The organism is Caballeronia sp. dw_276 (assembly GCF_018449635.1).
Classification (GTDB): Bacteria; Pseudomonadota; Gammaproteobacteria; order Burkholderiales; family Burkholderiaceae; genus Caballeronia.
On sequence record NZ_JAAVUV010000001.1, the window covers coordinates 586361 to 606934 of the forward strand.

At 57.5% G+C, this 20574-nt stretch carries 19 protein-coding genes and 1 pseudogene; 10 read left to right on the forward strand and 10 right to left on the reverse strand.

The features are described 5' to 3' along the window. Nucleotides 1–39 precede the first annotated feature (39 nt). Complete coding sequence (locus HB633_RS02685) at nucleotides 40–960, forward strand: LysR family transcriptional regulator (protein ID WP_213776497.1); 921 nt, start codon at nucleotides 40–42, stop codon at nucleotides 958–960. Between the two features lie 71 nt (nucleotides 961–1031). Here HB633_RS02685 and HB633_RS02690 read toward each other — a convergent pair whose 3' ends face one another. After that, nucleotides 1032–1646, reverse strand: a complete 615-nt coding sequence (locus HB633_RS02690; protein WP_213776498.1) for an NAD(P)H-dependent oxidoreductase — start codon at nucleotides 1644–1646, stop codon at nucleotides 1032–1034. Between the two features lie 329 nt (nucleotides 1647–1975). Here HB633_RS02690 and HB633_RS02695 point away from each other — a divergent pair, with 329 nt between their 5' ends. From HB633_RS02695 to HB633_RS02715, 5 genes and pseudogenes are all read left to right on the forward strand, one after another. Continuing rightward, entirely contained in the window at nucleotides 1976–3007 is a 1032-nt protein-coding gene (locus tag HB633_RS02695) for a methionine ABC transporter ATP-binding protein (RefSeq protein ID WP_213776499.1), read from the forward strand. After that, a complete protein-coding gene (locus HB633_RS02700) occupies nucleotides 2997–3650 on the forward strand; it encodes a methionine ABC transporter permease (protein WP_213776500.1) in 654 nt (217 codons plus the stop codon). Before HB633_RS02695 ends, HB633_RS02700 begins: the two co-directional genes overlap by 11 nt. A 27-nt stretch (nucleotides 3651–3677) precedes the next feature. Continuing rightward, the gene (locus HB633_RS02705; protein WP_213776501.1) at nucleotides 3678–4472 is read left to right on the forward strand and encodes a MetQ/NlpA family ABC transporter substrate-binding protein; all 795 of its coding nucleotides are present in this window, start codon (nucleotides 3678–3680) and stop codon (nucleotides 4470–4472) included. Between the two features lie 209 nt (nucleotides 4473–4681). Further along, the gene (locus tag HB633_RS02710; RefSeq protein WP_213776502.1) at nucleotides 4682–4957 is read left to right on the forward strand and encodes an ABC transporter substrate-binding protein; all 276 of its coding nucleotides are present in this window, start codon (nucleotides 4682–4684) and stop codon (nucleotides 4955–4957) included. A gap of 31 nt (nucleotides 4958–4988) precedes the next feature. Then, nucleotides 4989–5464: pseudogene (locus HB633_RS02715) on the forward strand (alcohol dehydrogenase catalytic domain-containing protein); the annotation flags it as partial. A gap of 159 nt (nucleotides 5465–5623) precedes the next feature. Here the strand turns inward: HB633_RS02715 and zwf are convergent. From zwf to HB633_RS02735, 4 genes are all read right to left on the reverse strand, one after another. Then, nucleotides 5624–7099, reverse strand: a complete 1476-nt coding sequence (zwf, locus tag HB633_RS02720) for a glucose-6-phosphate dehydrogenase (RefSeq protein WP_213776503.1) — start codon at nucleotides 7097–7099, stop codon at nucleotides 5624–5626. 350 nt (nucleotides 7100–7449) lie between these two features. Next, nucleotides 7450–8157 (reverse strand): haloacid dehalogenase type II, encoded by a 708-nt coding sequence (locus HB633_RS02725; protein WP_213776504.1) that lies wholly within the window; start codon nucleotides 8155–8157, stop codon nucleotides 7450–7452. 15 nt (nucleotides 8158–8172) lie between these two features. Next, on the reverse strand, nucleotides 8173–9528 hold the full coding sequence (locus HB633_RS02730; RefSeq protein WP_255580706.1) for an aspartate aminotransferase family protein: 1356 nt from the start codon (nucleotides 9526–9528) through the stop codon (nucleotides 8173–8175). A gap of 16 nt (nucleotides 9529–9544) precedes the next feature. Then, on the reverse strand, nucleotides 9545–10624 hold the full coding sequence (locus tag HB633_RS02735; RefSeq protein ID WP_213776505.1) for a phosphotransferase: 1080 nt from the start codon (nucleotides 10622–10624) through the stop codon (nucleotides 9545–9547). Nucleotides 10625–10760: 136 nt separating this feature from the next. Here HB633_RS02735 and HB633_RS02740 point away from each other — a divergent pair, with 136 nt between their 5' ends. Next, nucleotides 10761–12191: a PLP-dependent aminotransferase family protein gene (locus HB633_RS02740; protein WP_255580707.1), complete on the forward strand. Its 1431-nt coding sequence runs from the start codon at nucleotides 10761–10763 to the stop codon at nucleotides 12189–12191. Between the two features lie 58 nt (nucleotides 12192–12249). Here the strand turns inward: HB633_RS02740 and HB633_RS02745 are convergent, their stop codons facing one another. Together HB633_RS02745 and HB633_RS02750 are read right to left on the reverse strand one after the other, a co-directional pair. Next, nucleotides 12250–13287: an alpha/beta hydrolase gene (locus HB633_RS02745; RefSeq protein WP_213776506.1), complete on the reverse strand. Its 1038-nt coding sequence runs from the start codon at nucleotides 13285–13287 to the stop codon at nucleotides 12250–12252. Between the two features lie 79 nt (nucleotides 13288–13366). Next, on the reverse strand, nucleotides 13367–13654 hold the full coding sequence (locus HB633_RS02750; protein ID WP_213776507.1) for a DUF4148 domain-containing protein: 288 nt from the start codon (nucleotides 13652–13654) through the stop codon (nucleotides 13367–13369). 261 nt (nucleotides 13655–13915) lie between these two features. Between HB633_RS02750 and HB633_RS02755 the strand changes: the two genes are divergently transcribed. Both HB633_RS02755 and HB633_RS02760 read left to right on the forward strand, forming a co-directional pair. After that, a complete protein-coding gene (locus HB633_RS02755; protein ID WP_213776508.1) occupies nucleotides 13916–14617 on the forward strand; it encodes a response regulator transcription factor in 702 nt (233 codons plus the stop codon). Nucleotide 14618: 1 nt separating this feature from the next. Continuing rightward, entirely contained in the window at nucleotides 14619–15980 is a 1362-nt protein-coding gene (locus HB633_RS02760; RefSeq protein WP_213776509.1) for a HAMP domain-containing sensor histidine kinase, read from the forward strand. A 1-nt stretch (nucleotide 15981) separates the two neighbouring features. Here the strand turns inward: HB633_RS02760 and HB633_RS02765 are convergent, their stop codons facing one another. Beyond that, nucleotides 15982–16767, reverse strand: a complete 786-nt coding sequence (locus tag HB633_RS02765) for a glycine betaine ABC transporter substrate-binding protein (protein WP_213776510.1) — start codon at nucleotides 16765–16767, stop codon at nucleotides 15982–15984. Nucleotides 16768–16934: 167 nt separating this feature from the next. Here HB633_RS02765 and HB633_RS02770 point away from each other — a divergent pair, with 167 nt between their 5' ends. Next, nucleotides 16935–17882 (forward strand): LysR family transcriptional regulator, encoded by a 948-nt coding sequence (locus tag HB633_RS02770; protein WP_213776511.1) that lies wholly within the window; start codon nucleotides 16935–16937, stop codon nucleotides 17880–17882. On the opposite strand, the gene HB633_RS02775 is transcribed toward HB633_RS02770, so the two are convergent. Continuing rightward, a complete protein-coding gene (locus HB633_RS02775) occupies nucleotides 17854–19224 on the reverse strand; it encodes a gluconate:H+ symporter (RefSeq protein WP_213776512.1) in 1371 nt (456 codons plus the stop codon). The two genes, HB633_RS02770 and HB633_RS02775, sit on opposite strands and share 29 nt — an antisense overlap. A gap of 66 nt (nucleotides 19225–19290) precedes the next feature. Further along, nucleotides 19291–20406 (reverse strand): porin, encoded by a 1116-nt coding sequence (locus HB633_RS02780; RefSeq protein ID WP_213776513.1) that lies wholly within the window; start codon nucleotides 20404–20406, stop codon nucleotides 19291–19293. Nucleotides 20407–20574 lie beyond the last annotated feature (168 nt).

The window sequence follows — 20574 nt, forward strand, 5'->3', positions numbered from 1 at the left end:
TGATCAGACATTTCAGTGTCTTGACTGGAACGCGTTTCAATGAAGTTAGATGACATCGAGGCATTCGTCGCAGTCGTGCGCTGCCAGTCGCTCACGCTTGCCTCCGAGTGGCTTGAAACAACCCAGCCCGCGGTTACACGCCGCATCCAGAGTCTGGAGGAAGCGCTCGGCGTCGAATTGCTGGACCGCAAGACCAAACCGCTGAAACCGACACCCACGGGGCGCGCGCTCTATGAGCAGTGCCGCGTGATCGTCCGAGAGTTCGGCGTGCTGCGCGGACTGGTTGCGAGCAACGCCCCGCTTGCCGGGCTACTCCGTATTGGCGTGGTTCAGACAGTCGCGGAGCTGGCGCTGGTCGACGCGTTGCGCGAACTCAAACGCGCGCATCCCGATCTGAAGCCGCGTGTCTCGACCGGCTGGGGCGGCCAGTTACTGCAACAAGCAGAAGAGGGCGCATTCGATGCCGCCATCATGCTGCTTCCTTCGAACCAGCATTTCGCGGCGCCGCTTTCGGCGCGGTCGCTGGGTCGTATCGATGTGGTGATCGTCGCCGGAAAAGGCGTGTTGAAGCCGCGCGTGCACCGGCTGAAGGATTTGCATCAGCATGGCTGGGTGCTCAATCCGGATGGCTGCGGATTCCGCGCCGGCCTGCAAAGGACACTTGCCGCGCAGGGTTTGCCGCTGAAGATCAACCTGGAAACGCTCGGCTCCGAACTGCAGCTCGGACTTGTTGCGGATGGTATTGGCCTTGGACTCGTCCCGTTGCCGTTGCTGGATGCGAGCGATCATGCGCCTCGACTCGAGGTCGTGAAGGTCGGCGATTTCGATCCGGCCGTGGATGCATGGCTCGTTCAGCCGCATGCGCCAGGTAAGCTGCAGGTCGCCATCGACGCACTCGCTTCAAGCATCCAGCAGAGTTTCGATGCGACCCGCATCACGCGCACACGGTTTGTCGCCTGATTCTCTAAACGCAAAACGCCTGGCAGATAAACTGACCAGGCGTTTTGCTTCATTCCAGATGCGCTGCAAACTCAACGCGCGGTATCGAGCTCCGCGATCGCTTCGCGTGCATTGAACGCCAGCGCAAATTGCGCGGCCTGGCGGCCAACCGTCGCGAGTTGCTCGGCGACTTTCGGGTCGGAGCAGGTATCGATGGATTCAAAGCGCGTTTCCAGCGAGTTCACGGCAGCGCCATACGGCGTCGGCCAGCCGCGCAGCGCGTGCACTATGGAACGCAGGGACGTCAGCACCGCGCCGCCGCCTTGCCATCCATAAGCCGTTACCACGCAGCCAACGGCACGGCCGTCGAGGTAGGGACGCTTGTCGTCGCGCAGTTCTTCCAGCGTGTCCAGCGCGTTCTTGACGAGCCCCGATACGCCGCCGTGGTACCCGGGCGTCCCGATGATCACCGCGTCCGCTTCGCGAACCGCTTCGATCAGTTCGATCTGCGCCTCGCTGCGTTCCTTGTGCTCGGGCGCGTAATGCGGGAGGCTGTGCAGGAACGTGCCGCCGAAAAGACGCGTGCGTGCGCCCTCGGCTTCGGCACCGAGCAAAGCAATACGAAGGGCGCGTTCAGTCGATGAAGCCGCGCGGGTCGTGCCGCCAATGCCAACCACGAGCGGGCGGCGAAATTCGAAGCTCTTCAACGAAATACTCCCAGGAGTGCGGTGGGACTGCGTCGACTGGAAGCAAACGCAGCGGATTATTAAAACATCTTAACTACGGATTTTCCCTGATGGAACCGAGCTTTGCTTGAATCGATATGCGTTTTACGTATTTCGGCGCACATATCCACCCCGGAAAGCCCCGCCACAAGGCGTTCAGATGCTTAAGTAATTAGGGCTTCGCAATAGATTATTAAGGCGATCGCGCCGGTTACGTTAAACTTTCGCCTCTCTAGAACCAGGGATAAACGGCGGCCGGCTTGCCCGAGCGATGTTGCTCAACGGGGAGTTCGTCGCTTTTTTTTGTTTACATGATCGAAATTCGCAATCTGTCGCAGCGTTTCGCGGGCCCACGAGGCTGGATCGAAGCGTTGCACAACGTCAATCTGACGATACCGCCGGGTGAAGTGTTCGGCATCATCGGGCGCAGCGGCGCCGGCAAGAGCACGCTGGTGCGCACCATCAACCTGCTGACGCGGCCGAGTGAAGGCAGCGTGATCGTGGACGGCCACGATCTCACCACGCTCTCCGCCGCGCAGTTGCGCACCGCGCGGCGTGACATCGGCATGATCTTCCAGCACTTCAACTTGCTGTCGTCGCGCACGGTGTTCGATAACGTCGCGCTGCCGCTTGAACTTGCCGGCATGAAGCGCGGCGAGATCGAGGCGACCGTGTTGCCCTTGCTGGACCTCGTCGGCCTGACGACACAGAAGGACCGTTATCCGGCGCAGATCAGCGGCGGCCAGAAGCAACGCGTGGGCATTGCCCGGGCGCTTGCCAGCAAACCCAAAGTGCTGCTCTCGGATGAAGCCACCTCCGCGCTCGACCCGGAAACAACACGCTCGATCCTCGATCTGCTGCGCAAGATCAACAAGGAACTCGGCCTCACTATCGTCCTGATCACGCACCAGATGGACGTGATCAAGCAAGTCTGTGATCGCGTCGCCGTGCTCGATGCCGGCCGCGTGGTGGAAGAAGGCAACGTGGTCGATGTCTTCATGCAGCCGCATCACGAAGTCACGCGCGCGTTGATTGGCGATGTCATCGCGCACGAGTTGCCGCCCGCGTTGAAAGCGCGCGTGGCCGAGCGTCTGAAAACCGGCGGTCATTTGCTTCGGCTCGCGTTCACGGGTTCAGGCGTCGATCAACCGATCCTCTCCGAGACCATCCGCCGCTTCGAGCTCGATTTCAATATCCTGCACGGACAGATCGATGAGATCCAGGGGCAAGCCTTCGGCTCGCTGGCCGTGCTCGCGGCCGGGAAGCCGGCGAACGTCGCCGAGGCGATTGCGTACTTGCGTGAACAAGGTGTCGTGGTTGAGGAGATGTCCCATGTTGAGTGAAATGTTCGATATGTTCGTCCAGTCGTTCTGGGAAACGCTTGTGATGGTGGGCATTTCCGGATTGGTGGGCGCAGCGTTGGGCTTGCCGCTTGGCGTGCTGCTTTATCTCACCGACCGTGACGGTGTGCTGCGCAATCTCGGCGTGAATCGCGTGATGGGCGGCATTGTGAATGCAGTGCGCTCGACACCGTTTATCATTCTGCTGGTCGCCGTGATTCCGTTCACGCGGCTGGTGGTCGGATCGTCCATCGGCACCATGGCGGCCGTTGTTCCGCTGACCATCGCGGCTGCGCCGTTCGTTGCACGCTTGGTTGAAACCGCACTGCGCGAAGTCGATCGCGGCCTGATCGAAGCGGCGCAAGCCATGGGCGCAACCACGAGCCAGATCGTGTTCAAGGTGCTGCTGCCGGAATCGTTGCCGGGCGTGGTCGCGGGTTTGACCATCACGTTCGTGTCACTGGTTGGTTATTCGGCAATGGCCGGCGCGATTGGCGGTGGCGGTCTCGGGGATCTGGGGATTCGCTATGGTTATCAGCGCTTCTTGCCGGAAGTGATGCTGACGGTGGTCGTGATCCTGATCGTATTCGTGCAGATGGTTCAGTCGTTCGGCGACTGGCTGGTACGTCGTCTCAGTCATAAATAAATTTCCATAAAAAGCTCAGGGGTAGTCATGCAACGTCGATTTGTTTTCAAACTGGCCGCCGTGATCGGCGCAGCGGCACTGTTCGCCAACGTCGCTCTGGCGGACGAAACCATCAAGGTCGGCGTAACCGGCGGCCCGCACGCGCAGGTCATGGAAGTGGTCAAGCAAGTGGCGGCAAAGAATGGCTTGAACATCAAGGTCGTGGAGTTCGCGGACTACGTTCAGCCGAATGCGGCACTGGCCTCTGGCGATCTCGATGCCAACAGCTATCAGCACGCACCGTATCTCGATGCACAGGTCAAGGACCGCGGCTACAAGATCATCAAGGTCGCTGACACGGTCACGTTCCCGATGGGCATCTATTCGAAGAAGTTCAAGTCGCTGGCGGCGTTGCCCGTGGGCGCGCGCATCGCGGTGCCGAACGATCCGACCAACGGCGGCCGCGCGTTGTTGCTGCTGCAAAAGAACGGCTTGCTGAAATTGCGCGCGGACGCGGGCCTGAAGGCAACGCCGCTCGATATTGTCGAAAATCCGAAGAAGCTGAAAATCGTCGAGCTCGATGCCGCGCAGATCCCGCGTTCGCTCGCCGACGTGGACGCCGCCGCGATCAACACGAACTTCGCGATGGAAGCGGGCCTTAAGCCGAAGCAGGATGCAATCGCGATTGAAGATCCGAACGGCCCGTATTCGAACATCATCGCCATTCGCGCCGCCGATAAGGACAAACCTTGGGTGGCGAAGCTCGTCGCCGCGTATCACTCGGCGGAGGTCAAGCAGTTTATCGAAGGGAAATATGCTGGTGCGGTGATCGCCGCCTGGTAACGTAACTTCGTAGCGGAAATGAGCGCGCTCTTCCCGAAAGGGACAGGGCGCGTTTTTCTTGGGCTTCAGACAACTGATTTCATGCTTCGAGGGTAAACGCCAAGGATTTTCCAGACCATCAGAAAGCAGGCAGAAGGCTTCTGTTTCATATACTGGCCGCACATTAAAAGAAGATATCGGTTCAGTATTGAAGAAGGAGACGATTCAAGATGAAGTTGTTACGCCGCTTGTTCACGCCAGCTTGCATGCTCGCCGCGCTGCTGTGCGTCGCGACACCCGCGCACGCGGAAAAGCTGACGCTGATGGCCGGTGGCACTTCGAAGATCGTCTATCTGCCGTTGGTGCTTGCATCGCAACTCGGCTATTTCAGGGACGAAGGTCTCGAATTCGAAATCCTGTCGCAAGCGGCTGGCGTCGATACCGCCACGGAGTTGCTGGCGGGCGCGATCCAGGGACTTACACAAACGAGTTCGTGGATCGTTTAAAGCTTGGTGCGAAGTAATTCCGGAGACAAGAATGAAAGCGATAGGTATAGAACAGTATGGCGGTCCCGAAGTCCTGATTCATAAGGATATCGAAGTACCTGAGCCGAAAGAAGGCGAGGTACTCTTCAAGGTCAGATGCGCCGGCATCAACTTCATGGATATCCATACACGACAGGGCAAGTACAAGGCATCGCGGACCTATCCGGTGCGGCTTCCCTGCACGCTTGGCATGGAAGGTTCCGGCGATGTGGCGAAACTGGGCGCCGGGGTTACGTCGTTTGAATTGGGGACCGCGTGGCGTGGTGCATTTCCTGGGGTGCATATGCCGAGTACGCGGTCGTTCCTGCCGCCCGTCTTGCACGCGTTCCAGATTCAATTGGCTATGACCTGGCTGCTGCGGCGGTCTTTCAGGGTTCGACCGCGTATTACTTGATTGACGACGTCGGGCAGATCAAAGCGGGCAGCACATGCCTTGTTCACGCGGCATCGGGTGGTATCGGCCAGGTGCGAAATTGCAAGGGCGTATCGGGCGCATATTCGTCTGGACGATGGTCCCGATGGCAAGGGGCTGTTGGTGTTTATCGAGTTTTCAGTCTGAAGGCAGGGCAAAAAAAACGCGCGGACCTTCCGGCCCGCGCGTTTGTTCTTTAGCTAACAAACAGCCCTTTAGCTTTCTTCAGCCCAAGCCATGTTTTCCCGCGCCATCAATGCCGACGATGCAGCCGGACCAAAGGTGCCCGCCGTGTAAGTACGCGGACGGTCGTTCAGTTCTTTCCAGCCATCGAGAATTGGTTCGACCCAAGCCCATGCAGCTTCGAGTTCGTCACGGCGCATGAAGTGCGTAAGGCGGCCACGCATCACATCGATCAGCAAACGTTCGTACGCTTCCGCGCGACGTTCAGTGAACGCCTGTTGCAAGTCGAGGTTCAGGTTGACCGGCAACATGTGCATGCCGCTGCCTGGCTCCTTCGCAAGCATTTGCAACTGGATCGATTCTTCGGGCTGCAACTGGATGATCAGACGGTTGCCATAGTTACGCGGGCCGCTTGGAATGATCGAGAACGGCAGGTCTGCGAATTCGATCACGATCTCCGATTGCTTCTTCTGCAGCCGCTTACCCGTGCGCAGGAAGAAGGGCACGTTCGCCCAGCGCCAGTTGTTGATGTGCGCGCGAATGGCCACGAAAGTTTCCGCGCGGCTGTCTGCCGGCACATTGTCTTCTTCCATGTAACCCTTGACCGGCTCGCCACCAATCGCGCCCGGGCTGTACTGGCCGCGCACGGTATCGCGGGCGATATCGGCGACCGTCATCTTGCGCAGTGAGCGCAGCACTTTGAGTTTTTCATCGCGCACGGCGTCGGGATCGAGTGACACAGGCGGCTCCATTGCCACGATGCACAACAGTTGCAGCAAATGGTTCTGCACCATGTCGCGCAACGCGCCGGTCTGGTCGTAGAAGCCGGCGCGGCTGCCCACGCCTACCGTTTCGGCTACCGTAATCTGCACGCTCTTGATGTACGGCGCTTGCCACAATGGTCCGAAGATCGCATTGCCAAAGCGCAGCACCATCAGGTTCTGCACCGTTTCCTTGCCGAGATAATGGTCGATACGATAAATCTGCCCTTCGGCGAAATGGCGTCCCACTGACGAATTGATCGCCTGTGCCGACGCGAGATCATGTCCCAAGGGTTTTTCGAGCACAACGCGCGAATTTGCATCGACGAGATCGGACGCCGCAAGGTTGTCGCAGATGGTCGTGAAGAGCTCCGGTGACGTTGCCAGGTAAAACACGCGGCACACGTCCTTGCGCGCTACTTCAGCAAGGTTCAGATAGTCGCCCGGCTGATCGATGTTGATACGCACATATTCGAAGAGGCTGAGGAATGAATCCCACGATTGCGCGTCGAGCGCTTTTGCATCGACGAACGGTTTCGATTGTTCCTGCACGAACTGTACGTACTGCTCGCGCGACCAGTCGCGGCGGCCAATGGCGATGATGCGCGTTTGCGGGGGCAGGTTGTCGTGCAGGTGCGCCATATACAGCGCGGGCAGAAGCTTGCGTGCGGAGAGATCGCCAGCGCCGCCGAAGATGATCATGTCGACTGGAAGGTCGGGCGCAGCAGAAGGAGTCTGAGTGGTCATGGTGCGTAAGGAATCGCAGGTTGATGCAGTCAAATTTGCGCTCCGTAAGAGCGGCCTTTTACGACGCTAAGTATGTCGTTATACCAGTTACTCCCGGATCAGGCTTGTCCGGGAGTTCCGAGGGCGCTGAACAGCCTGGTAGTGGCATTGACTTGATTGTTCTAAGCGCCCCGCGCCTGCAAGTCGATGCGTTCACCGTATCTTGCTGGATGAATATTGCATGAATACGAGCGATAAAGCGTCCAGGCGGTCGGGATAAGCACTTCGGATTTGTTGGCGCAGACAAGTGTAAGTAGACGGCCGGCGCTTGGCAACCTGCGCCGGATCTGCGCGGACCCGTTGGGGAGCGTCTACATCCAGCCGTTGTGTTTGAAAACATCCAGCACTTTGTCTAGCGTAGGAACGGTTGCATCGGGAACGTAGTCCGGCAACATCGTGCGGCCGGTTCCCCGATCGATCCATATGCAACGGAAACCGATTTCACGCGCGGCCGCATGGTCCAGATGCGGGCTCGCGCAGATATGAACGACGTCGTCCTTGCTGACCCCCAGCGCGCGATAGGCATGATTGAAGATCACAGGCGACGGCTTGTAGGCGCCGGCCTGTTGCGCCGTAATGACGCGGTCGATGCACCCATCCAGCTGCGCCACATTGCCGGCAATGATGTCGTCGTCCGTATTGGAGACGATGCACAAGTTAAAGCCCGCATTCTTCAACGCCCGGAGTGTGGGGACCACTTCCGGAAAAGGCGGCATGGCCGAGATGCTGCCCGTCAGCACTTCGATATCCGACTCCTGTGCCGGCAATCCCAGCTCGTTCATGGCCAGTTGCAATCCATCGCTCGCTACTTCACGAAACGAACGATGCGGCGCAACTTGCTCGAGCCGATGCTCATGCCGGTCATACACTTCAATCAGTTCATCCACGTCTGTTCCGGTTTCGCCATGTTTTGCGAGGATCGTTGAAACTGCGGCGCGCAGGCCTTCGTCCCATTGAATCAAGGTGCCGTAACAATCGAAAGTCAGCCATGTCGGCCGCGAAGTTTGCTTGAGGTTCATGGTTAGGTCCGTGGTTCAGGAAATCGACTTGAACACTGCTTCGAGTTCGGTAAGCAAGCGCGTTGCGTCAGATTCGGAAAATACCAGAGGCGGACGGATCTTGAGGATGTTGGCATTGAAACCAGTCGCTGAAATAAGCACGCGCCGTTTGCGCAAGCCGTTCACCAGCGCTGCGGCTGTACTCGCATCGGTTTCTTTGGTGCCGCGATCCCTGACCATTTCCACACCAATGTACAAACCTGCACCGCGCACGTCGCCGATTTGTTCATATTTGCCTGCGAGTTCGTTCAGGCCCGCACGGAGAAAACGTCCGACACGTTCCGCATTTTCGAGCAGGTTTTCATCGCGGATAACATTCAATGTTGCTTGCGCCGCCGCGATGGCCACCGAGTTGCCGCCAAAGGTATTGAAGTAACGCATGTCCGATCCAAAGCGTTCCACGAGTTCCGGTGCGACCGCAATGCCCGCGACAGGGAAACCGTTTCCCATCGGCTTGCCCATGGAAACAATATCGGGCTGCACGCCGTGGCGCTGATAACCCCAAAGCGCGTCGCCCGTGCGGCCGAAGCCCGACTGAACTTCGTCCGCAATTAACACGCCGCCCGCGCGATGCACGACGTCGGCGACGGGCTTGAGCAGATCCGTTGGACGCGAATAAATGCCATCGGACGAGAAAATGGAATCTGCGATAAACGCCGCCAGTCCTTCGCCTCTGCGTTTGAGGTCATCTATTTGCGCCTGTACCTGGTCGGCAAACCAGCGGCCCATGTTTTCTTGCGTAATGCGATAGGAGTCCGGTGCGGGAACGCGCCTGACCCAGGTCCCTAGCGGCGATGCATCGCCTAGCGAAGGGGAAAAGCCTGCAGTCAGATCCGAATTCCCATGATAAGCCTCGGACGTGATGATGATGCCTTGCTTGCCCGTGTAATGCTTGGCGATCCGCAGCGACAGATCATTTGCTTCCGAGCCAGTACACGTGAACATGGCATGTCCGTTTTCTGCCAGCCGGCCGCCAAAAGTACCCAGCAATTGCTCTGCGTAGTCGAGAATGCCATCCTGGATATAGCGCGTATGCGTGCAGAGCGTTTGCATCTGCCGGTGGACCGCATCTATCACGCGAGGATGCGCATGTCCGACCGATACCACGTTGTTATAGGCATCGAGGTATTCGTGACCGTCTTTGTCATAGAGCAATACGCCTTTTCCGCGGCTTACCTGAACCGGGTTGTCATAAAAGAGCCGATAAGCGGGGCCGAGCAGACGTGTGCGGCGTTCTACGGCGTTCCGGGTTGAATTGTCGAGATGATCGAGTTGTTCCGGGTTGAACGCGTTGACCATTTTGCCGCGGCGGATTTTGGTGGGCGTAGTCATGGATATGTCCTTCAAGTTATCGGGCACGAGAGAGCAGGGTCGATGAAACCGTATCGACGGAACGCTGCAGGAACCAGTCGAGCTGGGCCCAACCCTGCTCGGTATTTCGCAAGATGTAGGTCTTGTTCTGCGGGAAAAGGCGTGCGCGCCAAAGCGTGATCAATGCGCGCGCGATCACACGGCCCATGGTGAGATGCGGAATAAGCGCAAGCTCTTCTTCAGAGAGATCGGCTACGCCAAGGTATCCGTTCAATACATCGCGGCCACGCGCGAAGATATCTTCATCGCGCTGCGCGCAAATGTGGCGCGGCAATTGATTGAGCAGCGCGGTAGACACGTCGATTGCAATCGCGGTCCGCACCGCATCGCCGAAGTCGATGACGCCAGTCACGAATTCAGGCCGGGCGTGTTCCACCACAATGTTCGACTTGCTGAAGTCGTTATGCAGCACCTGACGTCTTAGCAATTTAATCCGTGATTCAAGCGAGACAAACCGCTTTAAAGCAGCGTTGAGCTTGATTCTTTGTGCGTTGTCTTCAACATGTGAGAGCAGGGGTCCGAGCGTCGCGAGATGCGTCACGTCCCAAGCCAGGACGCGCGAGTCCGCCGGATGAGAGAAGTTTTCTGTCGCATGACGCAAACGTCCGAGGATCGCTCCAATACGCTCGCGTTCCAGCGCAGACGAATCGGTGCTGTCTAACGGAACGCCATCCAGATACGACATAAGGCGCGTTTGACGCAGCTGGCCCGCTGCATCGCGAATTTGAAATTGCACTTGTCCATCACGATTAGGAATCAGCCGTGGAACCGGCAAGTCGGGATCAGCCGCTTCTATGTGCTGAAGCAACTTCACTTGAAGTGAAATCTCGGCACCATCCTCCGATGGATTGGCAATCTTCAGGATGTACTTGTTGCCATCGGTGCATTCCACGCGAAACGTATCGTCTTTTTCGGTCGCGAGTCTTGTCAACCGGCCATCGATAGAGAACTGGCCGCGAAGATGTTCGAGTGCTTCCGGATGCTGCATACCGATATAGGTTGCCGCGAGTCCTCCTTCGTGCGAGGTGCGCCGGACTTCAGGTGTCAAGGGAGTCATAGGTTGGCTGACGAGGTGTATCGCCTAGGGCGTGCTTGGAAGCTTGTCAATGTACGTGCAACGACCTATACACATACATGTACACTTTGATTGGCGAATCACTAACTGTGCAGGCCTGCAGGGCACTACACTTTCAATGACAGACTTGATCATGAAACCCGTGCTGACCCTCGATCCAAACGCGGACGAATCGCTTGTGCAGCAGATCGTTGCCGCATTAGGCGAGCAAGTGGAAACCAGGCAATGGCGTGCAGGCGGCCGTGTGCCCAGCATTCGGGTGTTTGCCGAGACGCATGGTGTATCGACATTTACCGTGGTCGAGGCGTATGACAGGCTGGTCGCGCAAGGCGTATTTTTGGCCAGGCGTGGATCGGGTTTTTATGTGGCCGAACAAGCCGCCAAGGCTGAAGGTAAAGCGCCGGTTTATCAGCTCGATGAAGCGTTTACCAACGGCTGGTCACTAAGGAATGTGTTTGAGCAAACCGAAGGAACCATTCATGCAGGGTCTGGATGGCTCCCGGAAACATGGTTCGATACGGAAGGTCTGGCGCGTGCTTTGCGGCAGGCAGCGGTCAATCCGGGCAAGTTGCTTGCCTACGGTCATGCTAAGGGATACACGCCGTTAAGGGAACAGATTGCAAGGCAACTCGCGGAGCGCGAGATCGATGTAACCGCCGACGGCGTTCTGACTACGCTTGGTGCGAATCAGGCGCTGGATCTCGTGATCAGAAGGCTGACGCAACCCGGCGATACCGTGCTTGTCGATGAACCTTGCTATAGCGATCTGCTTGTTGCCCTGCGTCTTCGCGGCGTCAAGGTCGCCGGTATTCCCGTGACGCCCACCGGACCTGATGTCGCTTTGCTTGCGCAGGCGTTCGAAAATCACCGGCCGAAGGTGTTTTTCACCAATACGCGCTTGCACAATCCCACGGGTGCAAGCTATAGCGCGGCGACGGCGTTCAAGGTGCTCAAGCTTGCCGAGACGCATGCCTGCATCGTGGTAGAAGACGATGTATGCGCTGATCTGGTTGTGGGAAATCCGCTGACGCTCGCTTCCATGGATCAGCTGAAACGGGTTATTTATATCGGCAGTTTTTCGAAGACTATTGGCGCCGGGCTGCGAGTGGGATTCGTTGCCGCTGAGCCGTCAATTCTCGAGGGCCTGCTGTATCACAAGCTCGTTTCCGGCATGTCGACACCTACCGTTACCGAGCATTTGACGCACACCGTTCTGTTGGAAGGACACTTCAGAAAACAGGTCGAACAATTGCGTGATCGGCTTGCGAATGCGCAGGACAAGACCTGCCGTCGCCTGGAAACAGCAGGTTTTGAGATTTTTTGCGAGCCGCGTTCAGGCATGTTCGCCTGGGCGCGCGTCAAGCAAGGACAAGTCGATACCGCGAAGCTTTCCGAGCTAGCAGCCAGAGACAATATTCTTCTCGCGCCCGGGCAGATTTTCTATTCTTCTGGCACGCCGAATTCGTGGTTGCGTTTCAACGTTGCGCACTGCAATTACGACCGGCTGTTCGCTTTCCTTGAGACATCGGTTCCGGCATGTCTGGTTTAGCGACTCTGGAAATTTGCCAAGCCCGTACTCTGTCCGTGTCAGGGCTTGGCATTTTTTTCTAAGCGACCAGATAACCGTCAAGCGCATCAAGAAGAGGGCCCGGCACTTCTTCGGGAATCAGGTGACCACTGGGAAGCGCGAAGCCTGTAACGTTTTCGGCTTCGTTGCGCCATAACGCAAGCACGTCGAACGTCTGCCCCACGGTGCCCTTGCCGCCCCAGAGCGCCAGCAGCGGCGGAGTAGCCTTGCCCTTGAAAGCGGCCGCGTTTTCCCGGTCGATAGTAACGGTTGCCCGATAGTCTTCACACACTGCATGAATGCAATCCGGATGCGCATAACACCGGAAGTACTCGGCGAACGCTTCCGGTGTGACAGCGCCGGGCGTCTTGCTCTGAACATCGAGGTGCGCCCGCAAATATAGCTCCGGTTCTGCACCGACCATACGCTCGGGAAGCGGGGCTGCCTGGATGTGGAAGAACCACCAGAAATATTTGGTCGCGAATGATTCGTTGGTGTGCGAATACATTTCGTCGGCGGGAGCAATGTCGAGCGTCACCGCGCGTTGGATAGTCTCGGGGTAATACATCATCATTGCGTGGAGGACGCGACCGCCGCGATCGTGGCCGACTGCCTGGAACTTGTCATGTCCCAACGTCTTCATGACCTCGATGAGATCCAGGCCCATCATTTTCTTTGAATAATTGACGTGGTTCACGCCGCCTTCGGGTTTGCTCGAGTCGCCGTAGCCGCGCAGATCGACCAGTACCACCGTGTACTTCTGCGCAAGTTGCGTTGCGACCTTGTGCCATTCCATGTGCGTTGCCGGATGGCCGTGGATCAGCAGCAAAGGCGGCCCTTCACCGCCTACAAGTGTATTGATGGTTGCACCTGACGTTTTGATAAAGCGTTGTTTGAATCCCGGGAAAAACCGGTTGTTTGCTGCTCGTGCCGCGACCGACAAAGCCACGCCGGAGGGCGGCGCGGTCGCGGAGCCGGACGCTGCGAATGTATTGCCGGCCAGTCCAATGCCAAACGCGCCTACAGTCGCAAGGCCGGCTGTCAAGATGTTGCGCCTTTGCTTATTTTCGATTTTCATTTTAATGCTGCTCAAAGCGAAAGTTATTTAAGTTCCAAGATGCGAGTTCATTTGCGCTTGCGGATCCAGGAATCGTGATTCAGTTCGCAGCAGAAACGTCCGCTGAAACCACGTGCTGCGAGGCGCTCTTTTCAGCGAGGCGTTTTTCAGCTGCTTGAAGATCGCTTGGATAATGGTCGTCGTCAGCTGTAGCGTCGTATCCAACCGATTCGAGGTCGGCCAGTTCTTTCTGGACTTGGGCCCGTGTAACGCCGGCACCTGATGCTGGCCGGGATTGCTGGGCTTGAACCGACGTGGCAGCTACCCCGCTAAAAGCCATTGCAAGCGCAAAGGTTCGACACGCCTTGGCAAGCGTTTTAATAGACATGATTCCCATCCTTTATAAACCGATCGTACCGTCGTGGAAATAGTGAATCCGCGCCAGGTAGTCGAGTGGATTAAACAATTTCTTGCTCCGGGAATAATGCTACTGCTGAAGTCGTTTACAAGGATCCGTCAAATATTAAAACTTGTTAATCTACGGATTTTGTTTGTAAGGTCAACGCTGCAGTTTGTTTATTTAATCGTCAGTATAGTCATTGTTCGTTAAGATGCGGAATGCTTACTGAGTCGATATCGAGTAAATAAATTGGCTGATAAAACAGATGCGCAGCGTCGAATTCTGGTTGTCGAGGACGATCACGGCACGGCAGCGGATATTGCCCGGACACTGCGTGGACATGCGTTTGAAGTGGATCTCGCGACGACCGGCGGCGAGGCGTTACGCAAGGCCTTGGGCGGAGCTTACGACGCCATGACGCTCGACCGCATGCTGCCTGACGCCGATGGAATCATGGTCGTGCGCATCCTGCGAGAAAACGCCATGGACCTCCCTGTGCTGATGATCAGCGCACTCTCTGATATTGATGAGAAGGTGCGGGGTCTGCGCGCGGGAGGCGACGACTATCTCACCAAGCCCTATCATCCGGACGAGTTGGTGGTGCGTCTGGAAGTGATGATTCGCCGCAAGGATTCGACACAGGCCGCCAATAACGCGACGTTGAAAGTCGGCACGCTTGAAGTCGATCGAATGCGTCAGTCGGTCAGGCGATCGGGCACACTGATTGAACTCAGTCAGGCGGAATACCGGCTGCTGGTCTACATGATGGAACAGAGCCATTCGGTACTAAGCCGGCCGATGATTTTCGAGGCGGTGTGGGGATACCGCTTCGATCCCGGCACGAATCTGATCGAGGTGCATATCGCCCGCTTGCGAAAAAAGATTGATACCGAAGGCGAGGAGCCGTTGTTTCATACCATTCGCAACAGAGGTTATCGCCTTGGAGCATGACATGTGGCCGCTCGGTTCGTCCTGGTTTCGGTCTTCGGTGGTCAGGCTGCTCGTCTCGTACCTGTTGCTGTTTGTCATTTCCACATCCTTGCTCTTCGGGCTGGTCTACTTGCGTTCGTCTCAGGCGATGTTCGTTCAGGCCGATTCCATTCTGCTTTGGGAGGCGCGCTATTTTGATTCGTTCAAGGACGCTGAGCTTGCAAGGCAGATCGATTATCGAATTACGCATCAGCGGTTGGGGAATTTTTATGGGCTGTTTAACGCAAGTGGCTTTCGACTTGCGGGCAACATTGCAGTGCTTCCTCGGAAAGCCGAGGACGAACACCAGACGCGCAGTTTCAACGAAGTACTTTCAGTGGACGGCCGCCTTGACCGGCCGCTTTCGCGCATGCTGGTTGAGCGGTATGCCGATGGTGGTCGCCTTGTCATCGCGCGCGATTTGAGTGACGTCATGCAATTGCGGCGCACGATAATGAATACGCTTCTGTGGGGCGATCTATTTGCGCTCGTGCTTTGTATCGGTGGAGGGATGGCCCTTTCCATTCGGCAGGTGAGGCGGGTTCGGCGCGTGGTCGAGGTTGCCGGGCAGATTTCGAACGGCGATCTTGGCAAGCGTTTTCCTGATCGGAATCGCGATGAAATCGACGTGTTATCGCGCGTGATAAACCAGATGCTGGGCCGCATCGAAAGCCTGATGGGCGAGGTCAAGAGTGCATGCGACAACATCGCTCACGATCTACGTTCGCCGCTTAGCCGTGCGCGTCTTGCAATGGCACGAGCCGCCGATGCAGCGCCGGGCGAAACACAGGAATTTGTCGATCAGGCTATCGCCGAAACCGATATCACGCTCGCACGTTTCAGCGCGCTCTTGCGGATATCCGAGATCGAAGCGCGCGGGCGGCGGGATGGCTTCAAAATGATCGACCTGAAAGTGGTGATCGATCAAGTGCTCGAAGTGCTTGAGCCATTGCTGGAAGAGCAGCAGATCGCGATTGAGCGCGAACTTGCCGATACCGCCATCGTGAACGGCGACGGTGAACTGCTGTTCGAAGCGGTTTATAACCTGCTCGACAATGCCATCAAGTTTTCGCGGCCCGGAGACGTCATCGAGTTAAGCTTAAGTACCACGCCGCAAGCTTACACACTGTCGGTGCGCGATCACGGTGTCGGAATTCCGGAAAGCGAACTGGGCATGATTGGCCAGCGGTTTTATCGTGGCGCTTCGGTCGCTGCCATTCCAGGTTCCGGACTTGGCATGAGTCTGGTGATCGCCGTCTCGCGTCTTCACGGCTTCACAATACATGTCTCGCGTGAAGCGCCGGGAACATGTGTGCGTATGGAATGCTGGCCGCACGGCGCGTGAATCAGTACTGTGCGGTTCGTCGCGGAAGTGTTAACGCGGCGTCAGTGGGCGTCATACCTTCCCGCGAAATCAGATAGTCGACGCGGGAAACTTCCTCGTTACCAATGCGCGTCCGACGCAACTCCTCAACGGCCTCATGCGGCAACATTGAAAGCAGGTTTTTGCTCACAATAAGCGTCGCGTCATCGGTTTGACCAAGCAGTTTCAGCGGATCTTCAAGTTCTCGTATGGCATGCTTTTCGTGGAGAAACTGCGGTCGCCACAACGGCGTCACAATCCATCGCCGGTTCCGGACCGCTGCTTCGAATGCGCCCACGCAGTCATCGAGTGTTCCGTTGCGGAACTCGTATCCGTGTTCGCCAAGTCTGTATTGCTGGATGATCTCCTTTGAGAACCGGCTGATACCCGCGCCCGGCCCTATGCCTTGAATCAGTTTGGTCATCTGCGATGCAACCTCAGGCTTGCGCAGGTCGTGGATGCTGCGCACTGCATCTGCAGGAATGTAATCGGGCGCGCCCCACAATGCATATGGCCTATATAACACGCTGAGCTTTTCAAACCGATCCGCAATAGCTTCAAAGTAGACGCCATGACTGCTGGGCAACCACGCGCTGCATAACATGTCGGCTGCGCCACTCTCGAGCAACTCGAATGCCTGCTCATGCGGCGCAAACGTCTCGTGGACCGTGATGTCGTGGCGCATCAGGACAGCTTGAGCGATAGCCGACGCTGCCCGATGAAACGACAGGTCGATTGTGACGAGCTTGATTTTGGTAGACGATTTCACGGGCGATGTTCTCAAGGTGATTCACTTGATGTCTGGAATTCGCATTCTCGGCAGCTATGGCTTGGGAAAACAGCCGCGCGAGCCGATAACATTTTCGTCATAATCACGAAAATTGCCTTGAAGGTCTTGAGCGGCATAACCGCGTCCCTCTTAATCTCTTAGAGCCCATGATCAAACTCGAAGACCTGCTTATCTTCGTGACCGCCGCGGATAGCGGCAGCTTGTCGGCCGCGGCGCGCCAACTGAACCTGACGCCATCGGTCGCAAGCGTCGGCCTCAAGCGGCTGGAAACGGAGCTGGGCGTGCGGCTGCTCGCCCGCTCTACACGAAGCCTGCGGTTGACCCCGGACGGCGAGCGATATCTTCAATACGCGCGCAATGTCATGGGCGAGGTGGAAGCAGGGCGGCACGCTGTGGCTCGCGGGCGCAAGGCTATTGGCGGGACGGTATCGATGTCGATTCCGTCGGATCTGGGCCGCCACGTACTCGCACCGTGGCTCGATGAATTTCAGGTCAAGCATCCTGACGTCACGCTGCAGGTTCGCATCGGCGATCGCGTGACCAATATGTTCAGCAACCCGGTTGACCTTGCAGTCCGTTATGGAACGCCCGAAGATTCGACGCTGATTGCTTTGCCGTTAGCGCCCGAAAACCGGCGTGTATTGTGTGCGTCGCCGGAATATTTGCTGAGGCACGATTACCCGCTCGTCCCTGACGATCTGCTCAAACATAATTGTCTGCGCTTTTCTTTAAGCGATACCGTTCACGACCATTGGACTTTTTATACCAATGGCGAACCCGTCGCGGTAAATGTTCGAGGTAATCGCAGCAGTGACGACGGAGAAATGGTTCGCCGATGGGCAGTCGCAGGACACGGTCTTGCGTATAAATCCAGAATCGATGTGCTTGCGGATCTGCGCAGCGGCGCGCTTCAGGCCTTGTTGACGGAGCTGGAAGGAGAGAGCGCGCCGCTCAGTCTTGTCTGCGCGCATCGGCTGATGCTTTCTCCCACGATCAACGCGTTGCGTGACTTCTTGCAGCAGCGGATCACGCTTTACCTGGCAGGACCCGCCGGAAGCAACGTCGTTAAATCACTGCCGCAAGTCCCAGTGTAAAGGCCAGCGCGGTCACCGAAATGATCGTTTCGCAAACGGTCCATGTCTTGAACGTCTGCGTCACCGTCATGCCGAAGTATTCCTTGACCAGCCAGAAGCCGCCGTCGTTGACATGCGAAAGGATCAGCGAACCCGCGCCCGTGGCAAGCACCAGCAATTCTGGGCGTACGCCGGTCGCCGTCGATGCAGCCGCTGCCGCAATGGGCGCAATGATGCCCGCCGCGGTTGCCATGGCCACGGTTGCAGAACCGGTTGCAACGCGAATTAACGCGGCCACGAGCCATGCAAGGATCAGCAGCGGGACGTGAGCGCCGGTGGCGACATCCACAATCGCCTTGGAGGCGCCGCTGTCAATCAGGATACGGCCGAAACCCGCACCCGCTCCCACCACGAGCGTGATGCTCGCCGTAGGCGCCAGACACTCGTTCGTGAACTTGAGAATGGAGTCGCGATCGAAGCCGCGCGCGGAGCCGAATGTATAAAAGCTCAACAGCACTGCAAGCAATAATGCCATGTCGGGGTGGCCGATCAGACGCAAGACGTTGTTCATCGTCGACTTGGGCGGCGTGATCAGATCGGCCCAACTACCGATCAGCATCAGCAATACCGGCAACAGCACAGTCAAAAGGGTGATGCCGAAGCCTGGCAGCTTTTGCGTTGCGCGTGCCGCGTCCTGTTCGATGAACTGTTTCGCCATCGGATTCACGCCCTCCAGCACCACGAACCTGGCAATCAATTTGGAAAACAAGGGCCCGGCGATGATAGCCGTGGGAATGCCGACTATCAGCGCATAAAAAATCGTGTGCCCGATGTCCGCGTTGTACGCAGTGACCGCAAGCAGCGCGGCCGGGTGTGGTGGAATCAGGCCGTGGACGACCGAGAGGCCCGCGACCATTGGAATGCCGACGCGGATCATCGACGTGCCCGTGCGTTGTGCGACGTTGAACGCGATCGGAATCAATAACACGAAGCCGACTTCAAAGAACACCGGCAAGCCGACCAGAAACGCAATGCACATCATTGCCCAATGGACGTTCTTTGGACCGAACAAATCTATCAGCGTGCGTGCAATGCGCTCAGCCCCACCGGACTCGGCCATCATCTTGCCGAGCATCGTGCCCAGGCCGACGACGATTGCAATGTGCCCGAGCGTGCCGCCCACCCCGGTCTCGAACGACTTGAGGATGGATGTCATCGGCATGCCGACAGCGAGCGCAAGCGCGACCGAAACCACCATCAGCGTAATAAACGGATTGAGCTTGAAACGCGCAATCAGCACGACAAGCGCGATGATCGCGATCAACGCGTAGACGAGTAACAGACTTCCCTGGACAGTCGCCATGGAGGCTCCAAGATATCGATCGGAGAAAAGCCGGACCGTGCAGAGCGCATGGCCCGGCGTGATGGATTAGAACTTGTGGCGGATGCCCGCAACTGCAACGATCTGCCCGTTGTTGCTCGACGGATTCGTGACGCCTTCAACCCACGCCTTGGCGCCCGACGAACGCTGGTAGATGCCGTTCACATACAGGTCGGTGGTCTTCGACAGAAAATATTCGCCGCCCAGAGCCAGCTGGTTGTAGTGGGCGTTGGCTGCCGTAGCCGAGCTGCTGTTTTGACTCGTATAGATATATCCGAGCGAGAGCAACGTAGCCGGCGTGAATTGATAGCGCACGCTTGCTTCATAGTTTGCGAAGCGCAGGCTGCCGCCGGTCAGAAGATCGAAGTGTGAATTCGTATAAAGCAACGCGAGCGTCGCGGGTCCGAACGCATATGCACCGCCCGCGCCCCACACCTGGTTGCGCGCGACGTTGCTGATGATCGATGAGCTCGTGCTGTAGTAGTTGTCCGACGGTGCCGCGCCCGCCGTGTTCGATGCAGGGCGGTTGACCAGCGAGTAGGCAGCATCGAGACGCACAGGACCCGCGGCGTAATCGGCGCCTACGCTCCAGGCCCGGTTGTTTGCAAAGTCGCCGGCGGTATTCGAGAACGCGTACATGGCGTTGGCCGTCAAACCGGCAATTGTCGGTGTGGTGTACTTGACTGCGTTGCTCGTGCGATACGTGTTGTTCAGGTCATCGTTGTCGTAGATGGCATTGCCATACTGGCTCAGTGCGCCCACGCCGTTGATCTGCAGGTTCGACAGATAATCCTGTGCGCTGTTGTACTGACGGCCGAGCGTGATCGTGCCTGCCTTGTCGTTGCTCAACGCCACCCATGCGCTGCGGCCGAACATGCGTCCACCCTGGCCCGACGCGCCCGACTCGAGGCTGAAACCGTTTTCGAGCTTGAACGACGCCTTGTTGCCGCCGCCGAGGTCTTCAGTGCCGAGCAGGCCCCAGCGTGACCCTTGCACGTTTCCTTGCGTCGCCTGGTAGGCGCTGCTGCCCTTTTGATTATTGGTGTAGGTGAAGCCTGCATCCACGATACCGTAGAGCGTCACACCACTTTGCGCGAAAGCGGCATGCGCGAAGCTTCCGGTCACGGCGACGGCAATCGCCGTGCGAAGAATCTGCTTGTGCATCTGGGTTTCCTCTGGTCGAAAGAAAGGCGCCCGCCGATGAATTTTTGTTGTCTTCGGAAGGCGTAAGGATTACTAAGCGTGCAAGGCGAAGCGTCGCCGGAAATCAATCCGGCGAAGCGGTCATACAAAGAAATTCAAGCAAACTGGTTCGTGCGGAGAAAGCGAAGT

Bases quoted from the DNA above. Each gene is read 5' to 3' on its own strand.
- HB633_RS02685 (WP_213776497.1), top strand. From the start codon at position 40: ATGAAGTTAGATGACATCGAGGCATTCGTCGCAGTCGTGCGCTGCCAG.
- HB633_RS02695 (WP_213776499.1), top strand. From the start codon at position 1,976: ATGATCGAAATTCGCAATCTGTCGCAGCGTTTCGCGGGCCCACGAGGC.
- HB633_RS02700 (WP_213776500.1), top strand. From the start codon at position 2,997: ATGTTGAGTGAAATGTTCGATATGTTCGTCCAGTCGTTCTGGGAAACG.
- HB633_RS02705 (WP_213776501.1), top strand. From the start codon at position 3,678: ATGCAACGTCGATTTGTTTTCAAACTGGCCGCCGTGATCGGCGCAGCG.
- HB633_RS02710 (WP_213776502.1), top strand. From the start codon at position 4,682: ATGAAGTTGTTACGCCGCTTGTTCACGCCAGCTTGCATGCTCGCCGCG.
- zwf (WP_213776503.1), bottom strand. From the start codon at position 7,099: ATGACCACTCAGACTCCTTCTGCTGCGCCCGACCTTCCAGTCGACATG.
- HB633_RS02725 (WP_213776504.1), bottom strand. From the start codon at position 8,157: ATGAACCTCAAGCAAACTTCGCGGCCGACATGGCTGACTTTCGATTGT.
- HB633_RS02730 (WP_255580706.1), bottom strand. From the start codon at position 9,528: ATGACTACGCCCACCAAAATCCGCCGCGGCAAAATGGTCAACGCGTTC.
- HB633_RS02735 (WP_213776505.1), bottom strand. From the start codon at position 10,624: ATGACTCCCTTGACACCTGAAGTCCGGCGCACCTCGCACGAAGGAGGA.
- HB633_RS02740 (WP_255580707.1), top strand. From the start codon at position 10,761: ATGACAGACTTGATCATGAAACCCGTGCTGACCCTCGATCCAAACGCG.
- HB633_RS02745 (WP_213776506.1), bottom strand. From the start codon at position 13,287: ATGAAAATCGAAAATAAGCAAAGGCGCAACATCTTGACAGCCGGCCTT.
- HB633_RS02750 (WP_213776507.1), bottom strand. From the start codon at position 13,654: ATGTCTATTAAAACGCTTGCCAAGGCGTGTCGAACCTTTGCGCTTGCA.
- HB633_RS02760 (WP_213776509.1), top strand. From the start codon at position 14,619: ATGTGGCCGCTCGGTTCGTCCTGGTTTCGGTCTTCGGTGGTCAGGCTG.
- HB633_RS02770 (WP_213776511.1), top strand. From the start codon at position 16,935: ATGATCAAACTCGAAGACCTGCTTATCTTCGTGACCGCCGCGGATAGC.
- HB633_RS02775 (WP_213776512.1), bottom strand. From the start codon at position 19,224: ATGGCGACTGTCCAGGGAAGTCTGTTACTCGTCTACGCGTTGATCGCG.
- HB633_RS02780 (WP_213776513.1), bottom strand. From the start codon at position 20,406: ATGCACAAGCAGATTCTTCGCACGGCGATTGCCGTCGCCGTGACCGGA.